Origin of the sequence: Rhodanobacter lycopersici, from assembly GCF_040812335.1 — a bacterium.
GTDB classification, from domain to species: domain Bacteria; phylum Pseudomonadota; class Gammaproteobacteria; order Xanthomonadales; family Rhodanobacteraceae; genus Rhodanobacter_A; species Rhodanobacter_A lycopersici.
In genome coordinates this window covers 149,764-166,239 of sequence record NZ_JBFOHK010000006.1, presented here as the reverse complement: position 1 = coordinate 166,239, position 16,476 = coordinate 149,764, and the positions used below count along the sequence as shown (strand labels likewise).

The following is a 16,476-nucleotide window of genomic DNA, read 5'->3' as shown; positions in this document are numbered from 1 at the left end:
CGGTGAGTCCGCATGTCCGCACGCTTCGTCCATACCCACTTGCACAGCGAATATTCGCTGGTCGATTCGACCATCCGCATCAAGGCGATGGTCGCCGCTTCCGCGCAGGCGGGAATGCCGGCCGTGGCCCTCACCGACGAATGCAACATGTTCGCGCTGGTGAAGTTCTACAAGGCCTGCAGCGCGGCAGGCATCAAGCCGATCTGCGGCGGCGACCTGTGGATCAGCGCGCCGGACGACCCGCGCCCGTGGCGGCTCACCCTGCTGTGCCAGCACCGCGAGGGTTACCTCAACCTGTCGCGGCTCGTCTCGCGCGCATGGCAGGAAGGCCAGCACGGTGGCCGCGCCTTGGTGGAAGCGGGCTGGCTTACCGCCGCCGCGACGGATGGCCTGATCGCCCTGCTCGGCCGCGAAAGCGAAACGGCGCGCGTAGCGCTCTCGCAGGGCCACGATGCCGCGCTGGCGAAGCTGCGACCACTGGCAAAGCTGTTCCCTGACCGCCTTTATCTCGAACTCGTCCGCTGCGGCCGCGAAGGCGAGGAAACCTGGAATTCGGCCGCGCTGGCGCTGGCCGCCGAACTCGAACTGCCCGTCGTCGCCAGCAACGACGTGCGCTTCCTCAAGCGCGACGACTTCGAGGCGCACGAGGCGCGCGTGTGCATCCACCAGGGCCGCGTGCTGGCCGACCCCAAGCGGCCGCGCGACTACAGCGACCAGCAGTACCTGAAATCCCCCGGGGAAATGGCGGCGCTGTTCGCGGACATTCCCGAAGCGCTGGAAAACACCGCCGAGCTGGCCAAGCGCTGCAACCTCGAACTGAAGTTCGGCGAGTATTTCCTGCCCGACTTTCCGGTACCCGAGGGCTACGACCTCGACAGCCACATCCGCGAACTGTCGCGGCAGGGTCTGAGGGAGCGCCTCGCCGACGCACCGCTGGCCGAGGGCTACAGCCTCGCCGATTACGAAGCACGGCTGGAACGCGAGCTGGACGTCATCATCAAGATGGGCTTCCCCGGCTACTTCCTGATCGTGGCGGACTTCATCAACTGGGGCAAACAGAACGGCATTCCCGTGGGGCCTGGCCGCGGTTCGGGCGCCGGTTCGCTGGTCGCCTGGGTATTGAAGATCACCGACCTCGACCCGCTGCAGTTCAACCTGCTGTTCGAGCGCTTCCTCAATCCCGAACGCGTGTCGATGCCCGACTTCGACATCGACTTCTGCATGGATCGCCGCGACGAGGTGATCGACTACGTGGCGCGCAAGTACGGCCGCGACCACGTCAGCCAGATCATCACCTACGGCTCGATGGCGGCGAAGGCGGTGCTGCGCGACTCCGGCCGCGTGCTTGGCATGGGCTACGGCGCGGTGGACAAGATCGCCAAACTGATCCCGCCGCGACCGCTCGACCTCACGCTGTCCGACGCGCTGGGCCGCACGGAAAAATCGAAGAAGGAACCCGAGCGCGTCGTCAAGGAATTCTGCGAGCTGTACGAGCAGGACGAGGACGAGGCGCGGCCGCTGATCGACCTCGCGCTGAAGCTGGAAAGCCTCACCCGCAACGTCGGCAAGCACGCCGGCGGCGTGGTGATCGGCCAGAAGACACTCACCGAATATGCGCCGCTGTATTGCGAAGCCGGCGGCGGCGGCGTGGTCACCCAGTACGACAAGGATGACGTGGAAGCGGTGGGCCTGGTGAAGTTCGACTTCCTCGGCCTGCGCACGCTCACCATCATCGACTGGGCGGTGAAGGCGATCAATGCCCGCCGCGCGCAAAGCGGCGAAGAGCCGCTGGACATCGCCAAACTGCCGCTGGACGACGCCACCACCTACGCCGAGGTCTTCGCCAAGGCCAAGACCGTCGCGATCTTCCAGTTCGAATCCTCGGGCATGCAGCGCATGCTGAAGGACGCCAAACCCGACCGCTTCGACGACCTCATCGCGCTGGGCGCGCTGTACCGCCCGGGCCCGATGGACCTGATTCCCAATTTCGTGGCACGCAAGCACGGCCGCGAGGAAGTGATCTACCCCGACCCGCGCGTCGAGCCTGTCCTGAAAGAGACCTACGGCATCATGGTCTACCAGGAGCAGGTGATGCAGATGGCGCAGATCGTGGGCGGCTACACGCTCGGCGGCGCCGACCTGCTGCGCCGCGCGATGGGCAAGAAGAAAGTCGAGGAGATGGCGAAGGAGCGCGCCAAGTTCCGCGAGGGCGCGGCAAAGGACGGTGTGGGCGGCGACAAGGCCGACGAAATCTTCGACGTGATGGAGAAGTTCGCCGGCTACGGCTTCAACAAGTCGCACGCCGCCGCCTATGCGCTGGTCTCCTACCAGACCGCCTGGCTGAAGGCGCACTACCCCGCCGAGTTCATGGCCGCGACGATCTCGTCGGACATGGACAACACCGACAAGGCGGTGACCTTCATCGACGAGTCCAAGGCGATCGGCCTCGACGTGCTCGCGCCGGACGTGAATGCCTCGGACTACATGTTCGTGGCGACCAAGCCGAAGGAAATCCGCTACGGCCTCGGCGCGATCAAGGGCGTGGGCCAGGGCGCCTGCGAGTCCATCGTCTTGGAGCGCCAGCGTGGAGGTGCGTACAAGGATCTCGCCGACTTCTGCCGTCGCGTGGACCCAACCAAGCTCAACCGGCGCGTGCTCGAAGCGCTGATCCTCTCGGGCTCGCTCGACGCGCTGGCACCCAACCGCGCCAGCCTGATGCTGCAATTGCCTGATGCGATCAAGGCCGCCGAGCAGCACCTGCGCGACCGCCAGTCCGGCCAGAACGACATGTTCGGCGCCGCGATGGGCACGGCCGCGCCTGTGGTGCAGATCGAACTGCCCACCGCACCCGACTGGCCGCTGGAGCAGAAGCTGCAGGGCGAGCGCGACACGCTGGGCCACTACCTCTCCGGCCACCCCGTCGACCCTTGGCGTGAGGAGCTCGCCCAGCTCGCCACCTGCCCACTGGGCGAAATTGTCGACCGCTACCAGCCACCCAGGCCGCGCAAGAGCGACGGCGACGATGGCAACCGCTTCCGCCGCGGCCCCGACACGCCGTGGACGGCGGCCGGCATGGTGGTGGCCGTGCGCAAGCGCGGCGACAGCGACGCCTTCGTGCGGCTGGAAGACGGCACCGGTGCGATCGAGGTGAGCTTCTTCGGCGAGCTGTACCAGCAGGTGGCGCCGCTCTTGGTGCGCGACGAAATGCTGATCGTCGAGGGCGGCCTGCGCATCGACGAATTCTCCGGCGGCGGCTTCCAGATCCGTGCCCGCAGCGCCACCACCCTGGCCGATGCCTGCCGGCGCCACGCGCGCCTGCTGCAGGTGAAACTCAACGGCATCGCCCCCGGTTTTCCCGAGCAGCTGCGCCATGCCCTGGCCGGCTACCGCGGCGGCCGTACCAGCGTCAGCCTGCACGGCTACCACAACGCCATCGCGCAGGCCGATCTGGAGCTGGGCGAGGAGTGGCGGGTGGAAGCCATTCCCGAGCTGTTGCGCGCGGTGCGGGCTTTACCGGGGGTGCAGGCGGCGCGATTGCGGATGGTGAAGGGGGAGTCTTGAGGCTTTCGTGCGACACGCAGCACCAGAGCCGGAGCTTTTGTTGATCTCGAAAGCCGCCTTCCTGGCGGCTTTCGAGTCGGCAGGAAGGCGTAGCCGACCCTGCCTCCGCTGCGCAGGCGCTGAAGCGCCTGCGCACGGGCGGCACGTCCATGTGCCGCAGCCTCGCTCCACCCGAAGTGCCGGGATACCCATACGCCCCCGTTCCCCCGTTTTTTGCGCGCCCGGTATACTGCCTCGCTTCCGTGCCACGAACCCCGGCGAATGAATCCCAACTTCCTCGAATTCGAACAACCCATTGCCGAGCTCGAGGCAAAGATCGAGGAACTGCGCCACACCAGCAACGGCCAGGCGCTCGACATCGACGATGAAGTCGGCCGGCTGCGCGAGAAGCTCAAGCTCAAGACCAACGACATCTTCAAGAACCTCAGCTCATGGCAGGTCGCCCAGCTGTCGCGCCATCCCGCACGGCCGTACACGCTGGATTACATCGGCGTGATGTGCGAAGAGTTCCACGAGCTGGCCGGCGACCGCATGTACGCCGACGACGGCGCCATCGTGGGCGGCCCGGGCCGCATCAACGGCCGGCCGGTGATGATCATCGGCCACCAGAAAGCGCGCGACACCAAGGGCAAGCTCAGGCGCAACTTCGGCATGCCGCGCCCCGAGGGCTACCGCAAGGCGCTGCGCCTGATGAAGATGGCCGAGCGCTTCGGCCTGCCCGTGCTCACCCTGATCGACACCATGGGCGCCTACCCCGGCATCGGCGCCGAGGAACGCGGCCAGAGCGAGGCGATCGCGCGCAACCTGCTGGAAATGGCTGACCTCAAGACGCCGATCATCTGCACTGTGATCGGCGAAGGCGGCTCCGGCGGCGCGCTGGCGATAGGTGTGGGCGACCGCACCAACATGCTGCAGTATTCGACCTATTCCGTGATCACCCCGGAAGGCTGCGCCACCATCCTCTGGCGCAGCGCCGAACGCGCCAAGGACGCCGCCGAGGCGCTGGGCCTCACCGCACCGCGCCTGCTGGAACTCGGCCTGATCGACAAGCTGATCCGCGAACCGCTGGGCGGCGCCCATCGCAACCCGCGCTCGATGGCGATCCGCCTCAAGGCCGTGCTGATGAACCAGCTCGACGAGCTGCAGGCGATGCCAACGGTGGACCTGCTGGAACAGCGCTACCAGCGCCTGCGCAACTACGGCGCGTTCCAGGAATAGCCCCCGGCAACGCACTCCCACGCCCCCAAGTGGCGCCGCAGCCACCTGCGCTAGACTCCTCGCCGGAGACTTCAACGCGAGGAACCGCCCCCTTGAACCGTCTCATGCCTCTCTTCGCCGCCGCCTGGCTTGCGCCTGCCGCGGCGGTCCTTGCTTCAACTCCGGCGGCAGCGATCCGCTCGCAAGCCGAGCTCAATCGCTACCTGCACGATACCCCCATCGCAGACACGCCCCTGGCGCCGTTGTCTCCGGGTGGCCGCAAGCGGTTCCTCGGCGAACTGAAGTGGGGCAGCCATGGTTTGGGCACGGTTCCCCTCGACGATATCGACAACGAGCTGACCCACGAACAGGCCGTCCGCCTGCTGACGCTGTTCGATGCCCAGGCGTTTGCCCGGGGACTCGGCCTCACGCCTGCCGAGCGCGCACGCCGCGAAACCGAGCGAGCCGCGGACGCCAAGGCGCGGGACTGCAACATCGACACCTGCCCGGAAAGCGCGATCGAACAGCGCTTCGATGCACTGATGCTGCTGGAGCCCGATCCCGCCATGCCCGACGCCGAACAACGTGCCGAAATCGGCCAGCACTACGATCGCCTGTTCTCCGGCCTGCAGCGCTCCGGCAGCCTGCGCGGGACCAGCGAACCCGATCTGCGCCTGCTGCAGCGGGCGGCCGAATACGCGACGTCCTGGCAGCCGAACGCCGCGCACATCGCCGACTTGCAGGCTGACCTGGCAGAACTGCAGCGCCGCCGCATGACCGACGACCGGGTCTACACCGGCCTCTACCGGGCACTGGTCGCCAGTCGCCAACTGGTCGAGGCCTCGACGCTGGCGCAGCGCCATCCAGGCATGGGCGTCGACGCCATGCCGGCCATGGCGTCGACACCCACGCTGTCGCCGGGACAGCCCACCGCCTTGCTGGTAGATGCCGCGGGCCGGACCATGGTGCGGCAAGCCATCGACCTGTCCGCTCCATGGCGGATCGTGGTGGTCGCCGCCTGCCATTTCTCCGAAGACTCCGCGCGGGACATTTCGGCGGATCCCCAGTTGCGCCCGCTGTTCGCCAGGCATGCCATCTGGCTGGCGAGCCAGAACACTCCTTTCGCGGCCGCTGCCGAATGGAATCGCCGCTTCCCCGACCAACCCATTCATGTCGCCTGGCAGGACAGCGAGTGGTCGATGCTGGACGACTGGGACATGCCCACCTTCTACGTATTCCGGCGGGGACGGCTAGTGGACAAGTGGAGTAGCTACGACATGGATCTGCTACGCACCCACCTGCGCAAGGACGGTTTGCTGCACTGAGCGTCCCGGCACAGTGACGCGCTACCATCCCCGTCACCACCCGCTGCCTTGGAAATCCGCCATGGCCCACGACAAGCTCGCCGTACTGATCGACGCCGACAACGCCCGCCCGGCCATCGTCGAGGGCCTGCTCGCCGAGGTGGCCAAGTACGGCACCGCGCACGTGAAGCGCATCTATGGCGACTGGACCAAGCCCGACCTCAACGGCTGGAAGGAAGTGCTGCTGCGCCATTCGATCCAGCCGATCCAGCAGTTCCGCTACACCGTTGGCAAGAACGCCACCGACTCGGCGATGATCATCGACGCGATGGACCTGCTCTATGCCGGGCGCTTCGACGGCTTCTGCATCGTCTCCAGCGACAGCGACTTCACCCGGCTCGCCTCGCGCATCCGCGAGTCAGGGCTCACCGTGTACGGCTTCGGCGAACGCAAGACGCCCGAGCCGTTCCGCACCGCCTGCGACAAGTTCATCTACACCGAGGTGCTGGCGCCAACCACCGCGACCGAGACCAGCACGAGCGTGAAGCGGCGCACCGCCAAGGAGCTGCGCGGCGACAGCCAGCTGATGAACCTGCTGCGCAACGCCATCGAGGCCGCCTCCGACGACAACGGCTGGGCCGGACTGGGTGCGGTAGGCAGCATCGTCAACAAGCAGTCGCCCGATTTCGATCCGCGCAACTACGGCTATGCCCGACTCAGCACTCTGGTGAACGGCATCGGCCTGTTCGAGACCGAGGAACGCCACATCGGCAACGGCAAGCACCTGTACCTGCGCCTGCGCAGCGGCAAGAAGTGAGCCATCCGCTGTCGACCCGGCTCGCGGCCGCGCTGGTACAGGCACCGACGGCGCCGTTGTGCGTCGCCTATAGCGGCGGTCCCGACTCCACTGCCCTGCTGCATGCGCTGGCACAGCTGCCTGCAGCACGTGGCCGCGGCTTGCGCGCCCTGCATGTCGACCACGGCCTGCACGCAGACAGCGCGGCATGGGCGGAGCATTGCCGCCGGTTCTGTGCCGGTCTCGACCTGGCCTGCGAAGTCGTGCGCGCGCAGGTCGAGACGCATCGCGGCGAAGGCCTGGAGGCCGCCGCGCGGCATGCCCGCTACGCTGCCTTTGCGGCACATCTGCATCAAGGCGAGATCCTGTTGCTGGCCCACCACCGCGACGACCAGGCCGAGACGGTGCTGCTGAAGCTGCTGCGCGGCGCCGGCCCGGAAGGGCTGGGCGGCATGCGCGAACATCGGCCGCTGGGTCGCGGCGAGCTGTGGCGGCCGCTGCTCAACGACGTCGCGCGCGCGCAACTGCGCGACTACATCGCCATGCACCAGCTGCGCTGTATTGAAGATCCCTCGAACGCCGACACCCGGCCTGCGCGCAACCGGCTGCGCCACGAGATCCTGCCGCGTCTCGCCGCGCACTGGCCACAGGCGGTGGATTCGATCCTGCACAGCGCCACGCTCAGCCGCGCCGCCGCCGGCGCCCTGCGCACACAATGGCTGGCCGCCTTCGCGACACTGCACGACGACACCGACGGCAGCCTCGACGCCACCAGCTGGCTGGCGCTCGCCCCGGCCTTGCGCGAACCCCTGCTCGACCATTGGCTGCACGCGCGCGGCTTGACCGCTCCCACCACCGCGCAACGCGCGCAGATCGAACGCCAGTGCATGACCCGCCCGGACCGGTCGCCGTGCATCCGTTGGGCCGACACGGAACTGCACATCTGGAAGAGGCGCCTGTGGGCGCGCGCGCTGCCGTCCCCCGTTGATCCGGCCTGGCAGGAAGCGGGCTGGCGTGGCGAGCCGCTTGCATTGCCCGGCGGCGGCGGGCTTGCCCTGCGTGACGCGACCGCGCGCCTGTCCGTGCCGCTGACAGTGCGGTTGCGCCGGGGTGGCGAGCGCATCAAGCCGGCCGGTGACGCCCATACCCGCGAATTGCGCGACCTGTTCCAGCAGGTTGCCTTGCCGCCATGGCAGCGCACTGCCTGCCCCCTGCTCTACGAGGACGGGCAACTGGTCGCCGTGGCCGACCGCTGGGCCAGTACACGCGGCCGGCAACTGTTCGAAAGCGCGGGCAGCCAGCCCCGCTGGCGACCCGGCCCGTGACGCCAGTCCCCCAGGACCGCGCCCTGATCAGTTCGGCAATGCCCTGTCGCATTGATTCCCGCAGGCTGCTGCGCTAGCGTTGCGGGCCATGGCCAAGACCGCTTCCACCGCCAAGACTCCCCCCGCTGCCGACTTCGAACACTCGCTGGACGAACTCGAGCAGCTGGTGGCCAAGATGGAAGGCGGCGAACTGAGCCTGGACGAGTCGCTGGCCTCCTTCGAGCGCGGCATCGGCCTGTACCGCCACTGCCAGCAGGCGCTGGAGCAGGCCGAGCTGCGCGTGCGCCTGCTGCTCGACCCCGAAGCCCCCGACAACGCCGAACCGTTTGAACCCGAACACTGAACTGGGGCCCGCACTGCAAGCGCTGATCCGCCGCGCCGAACAGGCGCTGGATGCCTGCCTGCCGAACGCCGAGCAATCGCCCGTGGAGCTGCATCGCGCGATGCGCTACGCCGTGCTGGGCGGCGGCAAGCGCCTGCGTCCGCTGCTGGTCTACGCCGCCGCCCATGCACTGGGCCGCGATGACACCTCGCTCGACGCCGCCGCTTGCGTGGTGGAACTGATCCACGCCTATTCGCTGGTGCACGACGACCTGCCTGCGATGGACGACGATGCATTGCGCCGCGGCCGCCCCACCTGCCACATCGTGTTCGGCGAGGCGATGGCGATACTCGCCGGCGACGCACTGCAGGCGCTGGCCTTCGAGCTGCTGGCTGCACCCGGCGCCGCGCCCGATGCGACCACTGGCATGCGCATGCTGCACGTGCTGGGTCGCGCCTGCGGCGCCGACGGCATGGCCGGCGGCCAGGCGCTGGATCTCGCCGCAGTGGGCCGCAAGCTCACGCTGCCCGAACTGGAACACATGCACGCCTGCAAGACCGGTGCGCTGATCCGTGCCGCAGTGCAACTGGGTGCGTTGGCCGCCGGTGGGGACGACGGCGTGCTGGCCGCGCTGGATCGCTATGCCGCCGCCGTGGGACTGGCCTTCCAGGTGCGCGACGACATTCTCGACGTGGAAGGCGAATCCGCCGTGATCGGCAAGACGGCCGGCAAGGACGCCGCCGCCGACAAGCCCACCTTCCCCTCGATCATCGGCCTCGATGCCTCGCGCGCGCGGCTGGCCGAACTCACCGCGACCGCGCTCGATGCCATCGCGCCGCTGGGACCACGTGGCGAGCTGCTGGCCGAGCTGGCCCGCTACGCCGCGCAGCGGCATCGCTGAAAAACCGTCGCGACCGATTTCCGGCATCGCGTCAGCGGCGGGCGATGGGCAACCGCCGAGGCAGATCGTCGCAAAAAGAAAAAGCCCGCGATGCGGGCTTTTTCTTTCCCGATGAAACCGGGGCTCAGTTCACCAGCCGCAGGGCGAACGGATAGCGGTAACTGCCGTCCGAGCTGACCTTGACCGCGGCGATGATGCAAAACACCAGGTTGAGCAGCCACAGCAGCGGCGTGAGCAGGGCGCCGATCACGATAACGGTGAGAATCCAGCAAATCACGTAGCCGATCAGCACGGTGAGCTGGAAGTTCAGCGCTTCCTTGGCCTCCTTCACGAGATAGGCCTTGTCGGCGCGGTCCTTGTGCATCAGCCACACGATCAGCGGCACGATCACGCTGAAGATGAAACCCGACAGGTGGGTGAGCATGGCCACGTTGCGGTCGTCGCTGCTCGCCTCGGTGCTGGCTGGCGGCGACGGTGGCATCTGGTCAGACGGTGTACTCATGAGCAATCCTCCCCAGTGAGTGAGCCGCGCGCCGCAGACAACCGGCCTTGCGCGGACGGGTCAAACGCCCGCACAGCATGCCGCAGGAATCATTCGCCCGCCACTGTCATGCGTTCCACCAGGATCGAGCCGCAGAGGATGTGCGAGCGCGGATCGACGTCCGCGCCGATGGCGATGATCCCGGCGTACATGTCGCGCAGGTTCGCGGCGATGGTGATTTCCTCGACCGGATGGGTAATGACGCCGTTCTCCACCCAGAAACCGGCCGCGCCGCGCGAATAGTCGCCGGTGATGGTGTTCACGCCCTGCCCCATCACCTCGGTGACCAGCAAGCCTGTGCCCAGCCGGCGCAGCATGCCGGCGAAATCGCTGAGCTCGCCGTCGGCTGCGCCGGGCGCCACCTGCAGGTTGTGGATGCCACCGGCATTGCCGGTGGAGGCCAGACCCAGCTTGCGCGCCGAATAGCTGCCCAGCACATAGCGCGCCAGCACGCCCCCTTCCACCAGTGCGCTGTCGACGGTGGCCACGCCTTCCGCATCGAAGTTGCCCGAGCCGTGGCCGCGCTTGAGGTGCGGCCGCTCGTCGACGTGCAGCCATGCCGGCATGATCGCCTTGCCGGCATGGTCGAGCAGGAAACTGGCGCGACGGTACAGCGCGCCGCCGCTCACCGCGCCGAGCAGGTGGCCGATCAGCCCCCGCGCGATTTCCGGCGCGAACAGCACCGGGCATTCACGGGTGGACAGGCCGCGCGCGTCCAGCCGCGCCAGGGTGCGTTCGGCGGCCTTGTCGCCCAGCGCCCGGGCACTCATGAAATCGCCGGCGCCGCGCACGCTGTCGTACCAGTAGTCGCGCTGCATGCGCTCGCCTTCGCCCGCGATCAGCGACAGCGACAGCGAATGCCGCGTGCCGCGCTCGCGCCCCACAAAGCCGTGCGAGTTCGCGTACACCGACAGGCTCTCGCCCGCCTGCACGCCGGCGCCGTCGGAGTTGCTGATGCCCGCGTGCGCACGGCCGGCATCCTCGATCTGCCGGCCCAGTTCGATCGCGCCCGCGGTGTCGATGGCCCAGGGATGCCACAGGTCGAGGTCGGGGAAATCCTTTGCCATGCGTGCGGCATCGCCCAGCCCCGCGGCGGGATCTTCCTCGGTGAACCGGGCGATGGCGCAGGCCTGGTCCAGCGTGGCCTGGATCGAATCGGGGTTCAGGTCGGCCGTGCTGGCCGAGCCCTTGCGCTGGCCGAAATACACGGTGAGCCCGAAGCCGCGGTCGCGGGTGTGCTCCACCGTTTCCACCTCGCCCAACCGCACGTTCACGTTGAGGCCGGTGTCGATGCTGGCGGCCACCTCGGCGGCGCTGGCGCCGGCCGCATGGGCGCGGCGGATCACGTCCTCGGCCAGCTCGGCGAGGCGATCCAGATCCGCGAGGCTGCGGTCGGTGGCGGCGGCGATGTCGCTCACGGGAGATTCCAGGCAGGTCAACGGGCAGTACCCAAACGGGTAGAATGCACGATCCGCGCCGTGCCGTCTCCAGATGGGGATGCCCCGGCTCTCCTGCAACGCCCCGCGGAGCCACGCGCATGTCGGTCGTCCCCGGCCTCTACCGCCACTACAAGGGCCAGCGCTACCGCGTGCTGGGCACTGCCCGCCACAGCGAAACGGAAGAACCGCTGGTGGTATACCAGGCGCTGTACGGCGAACGCGGCCTGTGGGTGCGCCCCGCGGCGATGTTCGCCGAAAGCGTGATCCTGGATGGCATGTGCGTACCCCGCTTCGCGCTGGAACGGGCCGAACCCGGCCTGCTGGAAAACCGATGAACCGCAACTACACCGACGATCCCGGCCACGACTACGGCCCCACCCGCACCCAGCAGCGCCGTGATGCGCTGGCCGTGCTGGAGCTGGCCAACCAGCTGGTCGAACTGCCGCCGGCCAGACTGGCGAAGCTGGAGCTGCCCGACGACGTACGCGACGAGATCGCCAACGTGCGCCGCATCAACTCGCACATCGCACGCAAGCGCCAGCTGGCCTTCCTCGCCAAGCTGATGCGCCGCCACGACAGTGCGGCATTCGATGCGGTGCGTGCGGCGCTGGGCGAGAACCGCGATCGCCAGCGCCAGGAGACCGCCGCGATGCACCGGCTGGAAGCGCTGCGCGAACGCCTGCTGGGCGAGGACGGCGACAGCGCGGCCTCCGAACTGATCGAGCGGTCCCCGGGCGTCGACCGTCAGCACCTGCGCGCGCTGATCCGTCAGGTGCGCGTCGAGCAGGCTGCGCCGAACAAGCCGCCGCGTGCCTATCGTGAGCTGTTCCAGCTGCTGAAATCGCTGCAGGACGACGACGCCGACTGAATCAGGCGGCAGGCCAGAAACCGCGTATCCCCGCCACGCCTTGCGCGCCTGCCGCGCGCGCCTGCGCCAGTCGGGCGGGCGCCGTGCCACCCTGTGCGTAGACCGGCATCGCGGCCGCCTCGGCCAGTGCCTGGAAACCTGCCCAACCCAATGGCTGCGCTTGCGGGTGGCTGGCGGTAGCCATCACCGGCGACAACGTGGCGAAGTCCGCCTCCAGCCGCAGCGCCTGCATCAGCTGCGCGGCATCGTGGCAACTGGCACCGACGGCCTGTTGCAGCGGGAGCGGCCGCGTACCGGGCGTGGCCAGTTGGGCGCCGGTCAGATGCACGCCGATGCCAAGCAACCGTGCACCCTCGATATCCGCGTTGAGCAGAAGCTGGGCGCCGTGGTGGCGCGCCAGCGGCAGCAATGACGCGGCGAACTCCCGCACTTCCTCGCGCGGCCAATGCGGCAGGCGCAATTGCAGCAGCCGCTCACCCGCTTCGATGGCGCGACCGATCCGCTCGAACCACGCCCCGCGCTCCACCGGCAATGCTTCGGCCGGCGTGATGAGGTAATGCCGCGGCAGACGCAACGCCTGCAGGATCGCACGGTCGGCCGGCGTCAGCGTCGCCGGATCCGCCTGCATCGGCAGGCACCAGCGCAGCCCCTGCCCTTCCAGCGGACGCGGCTCGCCGCGCCACCGTGTCACGCACCATGCGTCCAGCAGCAGCTCGCGTTCGTGATAGCGCCACGGTACTCGGATCAGGGGCTCGGCTTCGAGCAACGCGATACCCAGTTCCTCGTCCAGCTCGCGCGCCAGCGCCGCCAGCGGTGTCTCTCCGGGTTCGCGCTTGCCACCGGGAAATTCCCACAGGCCCGCCAGATGCTTGCCGGCGGGACGCTCGGCCAGCAACACGCGTCCTTCGCGATCGCGCAGCACACCGGCCAGCACATGCAGCGGCGCGCCACTCACGAGCCGACTCAATTGCTGCGGACGTATTCGACCATGTCGAAGTCGTGGGCGTGCTCGGCGTCCCTCTTGTGGTGCACGCGCGAGACCTCGGTCCAGTCACTGAAGTGCACACCGGGGAAGAAGGTATCGGCACCTTCGACCGCCGCGCTGACCCAGGTCAGGTACAGCCGGCGCGCCACCGGCAATGCCTCGCGGAACACCTGGCCACCGCCGATCACCATCAGGCCGGTGTGGTCGCAACGCGCCTGCGCCTCGTCGATCGAGCGCACGGTGACCTGGCCGGGAAACGGTGCCTCATGCCGGCGCGACAACACCAGGTTGGTGCGATCCGGCAGCGCGCGGCCGATCGACACCGCGGTGTTGTAGCCCATCAGCACGTACTTGCCGATGGTGAGCTGCTTGAACCAGCGCAGGTCGTCCGGCAGGTGCCAGGGCAGGTGTCCCTTGCGGCCGATGGCGAAATTCTCGTCCAACGCGGCGATCAACGAAATGGCCATCGGTGCTCCAGAAAAGGTGTTATAGATCGAACGGCACATGCAGCGGCCAGGTTGGCCGGCCCACTCTGGCCGCCCATTGTAGCGATTCGGAGAGACAACGAGCATGGCGATCGTCATGGGCCTGCTGGCCGCCGTGCTGGCTTCCGCCCCGGCAAGCATCGCACCCGCCACGGCGCAGCTGCTGCCTACCGTGTACGAGGCGGGGCACTTTTATGCGGTGCCGGAGACGATGGATGGACAAAAGCTGAAGCTGGTGGTGGATACCGGCGGCAGTGGCGGCGGTGGCATGTATGTACTCCTAGCAAGCACCGCCAAACGCCTTCATTTGTCCACGAAACCATGCCCCGACGGTGGCGGTGAGGTGGCCACGCTGCCCCGCTTCAAGACTGGCCAGTCGCTACCGCCACTCATTGCGCCGGCTTGCGGTCAGGCCGCTTGGGTCGGCCCCTTCGATACGCTGGGTGCCGGTTACCTCCCGAGGCGCACGTGGACCTTCGACTACCCAAACCATCGGCTGCGGATGGAGGGCTCGGATTGGCATCCAGCACCCGACGCACACAAGGCACCTCTTGGCTTTCCCCATAAAGCTGATGGCAGCCTGGGCGACGGCCTTGCCGCCATCGAGATCAAGGTCGACGGACAGACCATTCCCTTGTTGCTGGACACTGGTGCCACCGCACGCCCCACCGTCGCGGGGGAAAAAGCCAGCGGCACGCCCACGGTCAATGGCGAAGGCGTCACCAGCTACATCACCACTAGCGTGCTGGAACGTTGGCACAAGGCGCACCCGGAGTGGCGCGTGGTTGCCGATGGTGACGATCTACTCGGCCCAAAGCGGGCCACACGCCTGATCGAAGTGCCGGATGTCGAGATTGCCGGCTGGCGTGTCGGCCCGGTCTGGTTCACCGAGCGCCCCGATCGCAACTTCGGCATCAAGGGCATATCTCAGTACATGGATCGCATCGTGTCGGGCTCTGCCGGCGCCAACATCTTCCAGCACTTCGTCATGACGCTGGACTATCCGCACGAGGCAGCCTGGTTCCGCTGCGTGACCGGCTGCAAGGCCGTCGCTACACCGCCACCGGCGCCTTGATCGCCGGATGCGGGGCATAGCCTTCGATGGCGACGTCCCCATAGCGGAAATCCTCCAGCGCACGCACCCCGGGGTTCAGCACCAGCCGCGGCAACGGTCGCGGCTCGCGCGTCAGTTGCAGGCGCGCCTGTTCCACGTGGTTGCTGTACAGGTGCGCATCACCCAGCGTGTGCACGAAATCGCCCACGCCCAGCCCGCAGACCTGGGCCACCATGTGGGTGAGCAGCGCGTAGCTCGCGATGTTGAACGGCACGCCGAGGAAGATGTCGCCGGAGCGCTGGTAGAGCTGGCAGCTGAGCCTGCCGTCCGCCACGTAGAACTGGAACAGCGAGTGGCAGGGCATCAAGGCCATCTTCGGCAGCTCGCCCACGTTCCAGGCGCTGACGATCAGGCGACGCGAATCGGGGTTGCGCCTGATCTCGTCCACCACCCAGCGGATCTGATCCACCGCGCCGCCGTCGGCAGTGGGCCACGCGCGCCACTGCTTGCCGTAGACCGGGCCCAGGTTGCCGCGCTCGTCGGCCCATTCGTCCCAGATGCTGACGCCGTGTTCCTTGAGGTAGGCGATATTGGTGTCGCCCTGCAGGAACCAGATCAACTCGTGGATGATGGACTTCAGGTGCAGCTTCTTGGTGGTGACCAGTGGAAAGCCGTCGTCGAGGTCGAAGCGCATCTGCCAGCCGAACACGCTGCGCGTGCCGGTGCCGGTGCGGTCGGCTTTCTCCGTGCCGTGTTCCAGCACGTGGCGCAGCAGGTCGAGATAGGCCTTCATTTGCCCTCCTTCGCCGGCATCGCCACTTCGTACAGCCGCAGCGTGGGCGCCTTGCGCGACAGCCACAGCAGCCACAGTCCCACGGCGATCAGCGGCAGCGACAGGATCTGCCCCATCGTGAGCCAGCCAAAGGCGAGATAGCCCAGCTGGATGTCGGGCAGGCGCACGAATTCCACCGCGAAGCGGAAGCAGCCGTACATCAGCGCGAACAGGCCGGAGACGAGGTAGCGCGGCCGCGGCTTCATCGAAACCAGCCACAGCACGGCGAACATCACCACGCCTTCCAGCGCCAGTTCGTACAGCTGCGAGGGCTGGCGTACCAGCCCGCCCCATTGCTGCAACTGCGCCAGCCAGGCCGGGTGTGCTGTCGCGTAGGTCACGTCCTCGCCATGGGCATGCGGGAAGACCATGCCCCACGGCAGCTGCGTGGGCTTGCCCCACAGCTCGCCGTTGATGAAGTTGCCGAGCCGCCCCAGGCCCAGACCGATCGGCACCAGCGGCGCCACGAAATCCACCGTGTCGAAGAAATGCAGCCGGTGCCGGCGCGACCACCACAACCCCGCCACCAGCACGCCGAGCAGGCCGCCATGGAAGCTCATGCCGCCGTCCCACACCCGGAACAATGCCAGCGGATCGGTCCAGATCCAGCGCAGGCCTCCGGCGTAATAGAACAGCATGTAGCCGATCCGGCCGCCCACGATCACGCCCATCATGCCGTAGAAGAACAGGTCGCCCAGCGCGTCGCGCGTCACCGGCAGGCGACCGCGCCGGCGCCGGTACTCACCCAGCACCGCGGCGCTGAAGAAGCCCACCAGGTACATCAGCCCGTACCAGTGCACCTGCACCGGGCCGAGATGGAAGGCGACGGGGTCGATGTCGACGACGAGAGGTTGCGTCATGCGATG

The 16,476-nt window shown here is 67.8% G+C and carries 16 protein-coding genes; 10 read left to right on the top strand and 6 right to left on the bottom strand.

The window, feature by feature from the left end; translation table 11 throughout:
- Positions 1-12: 12 nt before the first annotated feature.
- The 7 genes from dnaE (at position 13) to ABQJ54_RS18600 (ending at position 9,406) form a co-directional block, all read left to right on the top strand.
- Positions 13-3,561, top strand: a complete 3,549-nt coding sequence (gene dnaE, locus ABQJ54_RS18630; protein ID WP_367855833.1) for a DNA polymerase III subunit alpha — start codon at positions 13-15, stop codon at positions 3,559-3,561.
- Positions 3,562-3,822: 261 nt separating this feature from the next.
- A complete protein-coding gene (locus ABQJ54_RS18625) occupies positions 3,823-4,779 on the top strand; it encodes an acetyl-CoA carboxylase carboxyltransferase subunit alpha (protein WP_367855832.1) in 957 nt (318 codons plus the stop codon).
- A 92-nt stretch (positions 4,780-4,871) separates the two neighbouring features.
- Complete coding sequence (locus ABQJ54_RS18620) at positions 4,872-6,083, top strand: hypothetical protein (protein WP_367855831.1); 1,212 nt, start codon at positions 4,872-4,874, stop codon at positions 6,081-6,083.
- 61 nt (positions 6,084-6,144) lie between these two features.
- Positions 6,145-6,879 carry an NYN domain-containing protein gene (locus ABQJ54_RS18615; protein ID WP_367855830.1) on the top strand — a complete coding sequence of 245 codons (735 nt, stop codon included), beginning with the start codon at positions 6,145-6,147 and terminating at the stop codon, positions 6,877-6,879.
- Positions 6,876-8,183 carry a tRNA lysidine(34) synthetase TilS gene (gene tilS, locus ABQJ54_RS18610; protein WP_367855829.1) on the top strand — a complete coding sequence of 436 codons (1,308 nt, stop codon included), beginning with the start codon at positions 6,876-6,878 and terminating at the stop codon, positions 8,181-8,183. The genes ABQJ54_RS18615 and tilS overlap by 4 nt, the downstream gene beginning before the upstream one ends.
- A gap of 88 nt (positions 8,184-8,271) precedes the next feature.
- On the top strand, positions 8,272-8,526 hold the full coding sequence (locus ABQJ54_RS18605; protein WP_367855828.1) for an exodeoxyribonuclease VII small subunit: 255 nt from the start codon (positions 8,272-8,274) through the stop codon (positions 8,524-8,526).
- A complete protein-coding gene (locus tag ABQJ54_RS18600) occupies positions 8,510-9,406 on the top strand; it encodes a polyprenyl synthetase family protein (protein WP_367855827.1) in 897 nt (298 codons plus the stop codon). The genes ABQJ54_RS18605 and ABQJ54_RS18600 overlap by 17 nt, the downstream gene beginning before the upstream one ends.
- Positions 9,407-9,530: 124 nt before the next feature.
- On the opposite strand, the gene ABQJ54_RS18595 is transcribed toward ABQJ54_RS18600, so the two are convergent.
- Positions 9,531-9,908 carry a DUF4870 domain-containing protein gene (locus ABQJ54_RS18595; RefSeq protein WP_367855826.1) on the bottom strand — a complete coding sequence of 126 codons (378 nt, stop codon included), beginning with the start codon at positions 9,906-9,908 and terminating at the stop codon, positions 9,531-9,533.
- Positions 9,909-9,997: 89 nt separating this feature from the next.
- On the bottom strand, positions 9,998-11,365 hold the full coding sequence (gene pmbA / locus ABQJ54_RS18590) for a metalloprotease PmbA (protein ID WP_367855825.1): 1,368 nt from the start codon (positions 11,363-11,365) through the stop codon (positions 9,998-10,000).
- Between the two features lie 119 nt (positions 11,366-11,484).
- Here pmbA and ABQJ54_RS18585 point away from each other — a divergent pair, with 119 nt between their 5' ends.
- Positions 11,485-11,721, top strand: a complete 237-nt coding sequence (locus tag ABQJ54_RS18585; protein ID WP_367855824.1) for a DUF1653 domain-containing protein — start codon at positions 11,485-11,487, stop codon at positions 11,719-11,721.
- On the top strand, positions 11,718-12,254 hold the full coding sequence (yjgA, locus tag ABQJ54_RS18580) for a ribosome biogenesis factor YjgA (RefSeq protein WP_367855823.1): 537 nt from the start codon (positions 11,718-11,720) through the stop codon (positions 12,252-12,254). The genes ABQJ54_RS18585 and yjgA overlap by 4 nt, the downstream gene beginning before the upstream one ends.
- 1 nt (position 12,255) lies before the next feature.
- Here yjgA and ABQJ54_RS18575 read toward each other — a convergent pair whose 3' ends face one another.
- A complete protein-coding gene (locus ABQJ54_RS18575) occupies positions 12,256-13,209 on the bottom strand; it encodes a Nudix family hydrolase (RefSeq protein ID WP_367855822.1) in 954 nt (317 codons plus the stop codon).
- Between the two features lie 8 nt (positions 13,210-13,217).
- Positions 13,218-13,706: a dihydrofolate reductase gene (locus tag ABQJ54_RS18570; protein WP_367855821.1), complete on the bottom strand. Its 489-nt coding sequence runs from the start codon at positions 13,704-13,706 to the stop codon at positions 13,218-13,220.
- Between the two features lie 103 nt (positions 13,707-13,809).
- On the opposite strand from ABQJ54_RS18570, the gene ABQJ54_RS18565 reads away from it, so the two are divergent.
- Positions 13,810-14,799: a hypothetical protein gene (locus ABQJ54_RS18565; RefSeq protein ID WP_367855820.1), complete on the top strand. Its 990-nt coding sequence runs from the start codon at positions 13,810-13,812 to the stop codon at positions 14,797-14,799.
- On the opposite strand, the gene ABQJ54_RS18560 is transcribed toward ABQJ54_RS18565, so the two are convergent.
- A complete protein-coding gene (locus ABQJ54_RS18560) occupies positions 14,777-15,571 on the bottom strand; it encodes a thymidylate synthase (protein ID WP_367855819.1) in 795 nt (264 codons plus the stop codon). The two genes, ABQJ54_RS18565 and ABQJ54_RS18560, sit on opposite strands and share 23 nt — an antisense overlap.
- Positions 15,568-16,470 carry a prolipoprotein diacylglyceryl transferase gene (gene lgt / locus ABQJ54_RS18555; protein ID WP_367855818.1) on the bottom strand — a complete coding sequence of 301 codons (903 nt, stop codon included), beginning with the start codon at positions 16,468-16,470 and terminating at the stop codon, positions 15,568-15,570. Before lgt ends, ABQJ54_RS18560 begins: the two co-directional genes overlap by 4 nt.
- Positions 16,471-16,476: the final 6 nt, after the last annotated feature.

What these genes read in the sequence shown, in the direction of transcription:
- dnaE (WP_367855833.1), top strand. Translation starts at nt 13, where the DNA reads ATGTCCGCACGCTTCGTCCATACCCACTTGCACAGCGAATATTCGCTG.
- ABQJ54_RS18625 (WP_367855832.1), top strand. Translation starts at nt 3,823, where the DNA reads ATGAATCCCAACTTCCTCGAATTCGAACAACCCATTGCCGAGCTCGAG.
- ABQJ54_RS18615 (WP_367855830.1), top strand. Translation starts at nt 6,145, where the DNA reads ATGGCCCACGACAAGCTCGCCGTACTGATCGACGCCGACAACGCCCGC.
- ABQJ54_RS18605 (WP_367855828.1), top strand. Translation starts at nt 8,272, where the DNA reads ATGGCCAAGACCGCTTCCACCGCCAAGACTCCCCCCGCTGCCGACTTC.
- ABQJ54_RS18595 (WP_367855826.1), bottom strand. Translation starts at nt 9,908, where the DNA reads ATGAGTACACCGTCTGACCAGATGCCACCGTCGCCGCCAGCCAGCACC.
- ABQJ54_RS18585 (WP_367855824.1), top strand. Translation starts at nt 11,485, where the DNA reads ATGTCGGTCGTCCCCGGCCTCTACCGCCACTACAAGGGCCAGCGCTAC.
- yjgA (WP_367855823.1), top strand. Translation starts at nt 11,718, where the DNA reads ATGAACCGCAACTACACCGACGATCCCGGCCACGACTACGGCCCCACC.
- ABQJ54_RS18570 (WP_367855821.1), bottom strand. Translation starts at nt 13,706, where the DNA reads ATGGCCATTTCGTTGATCGCCGCGTTGGACGAGAATTTCGCCATCGGC.
- ABQJ54_RS18565 (WP_367855820.1), top strand. Translation starts at nt 13,810, where the DNA reads ATGGCGATCGTCATGGGCCTGCTGGCCGCCGTGCTGGCTTCCGCCCCG.
- ABQJ54_RS18560 (WP_367855819.1), bottom strand. Translation starts at nt 15,571, where the DNA reads ATGAAGGCCTATCTCGACCTGCTGCGCCACGTGCTGGAACACGGCACG.
- lgt (WP_367855818.1), bottom strand. Translation starts at nt 16,470, where the DNA reads ATGACGCAACCTCTCGTCGTCGACATCGACCCCGTCGCCTTCCATCTC.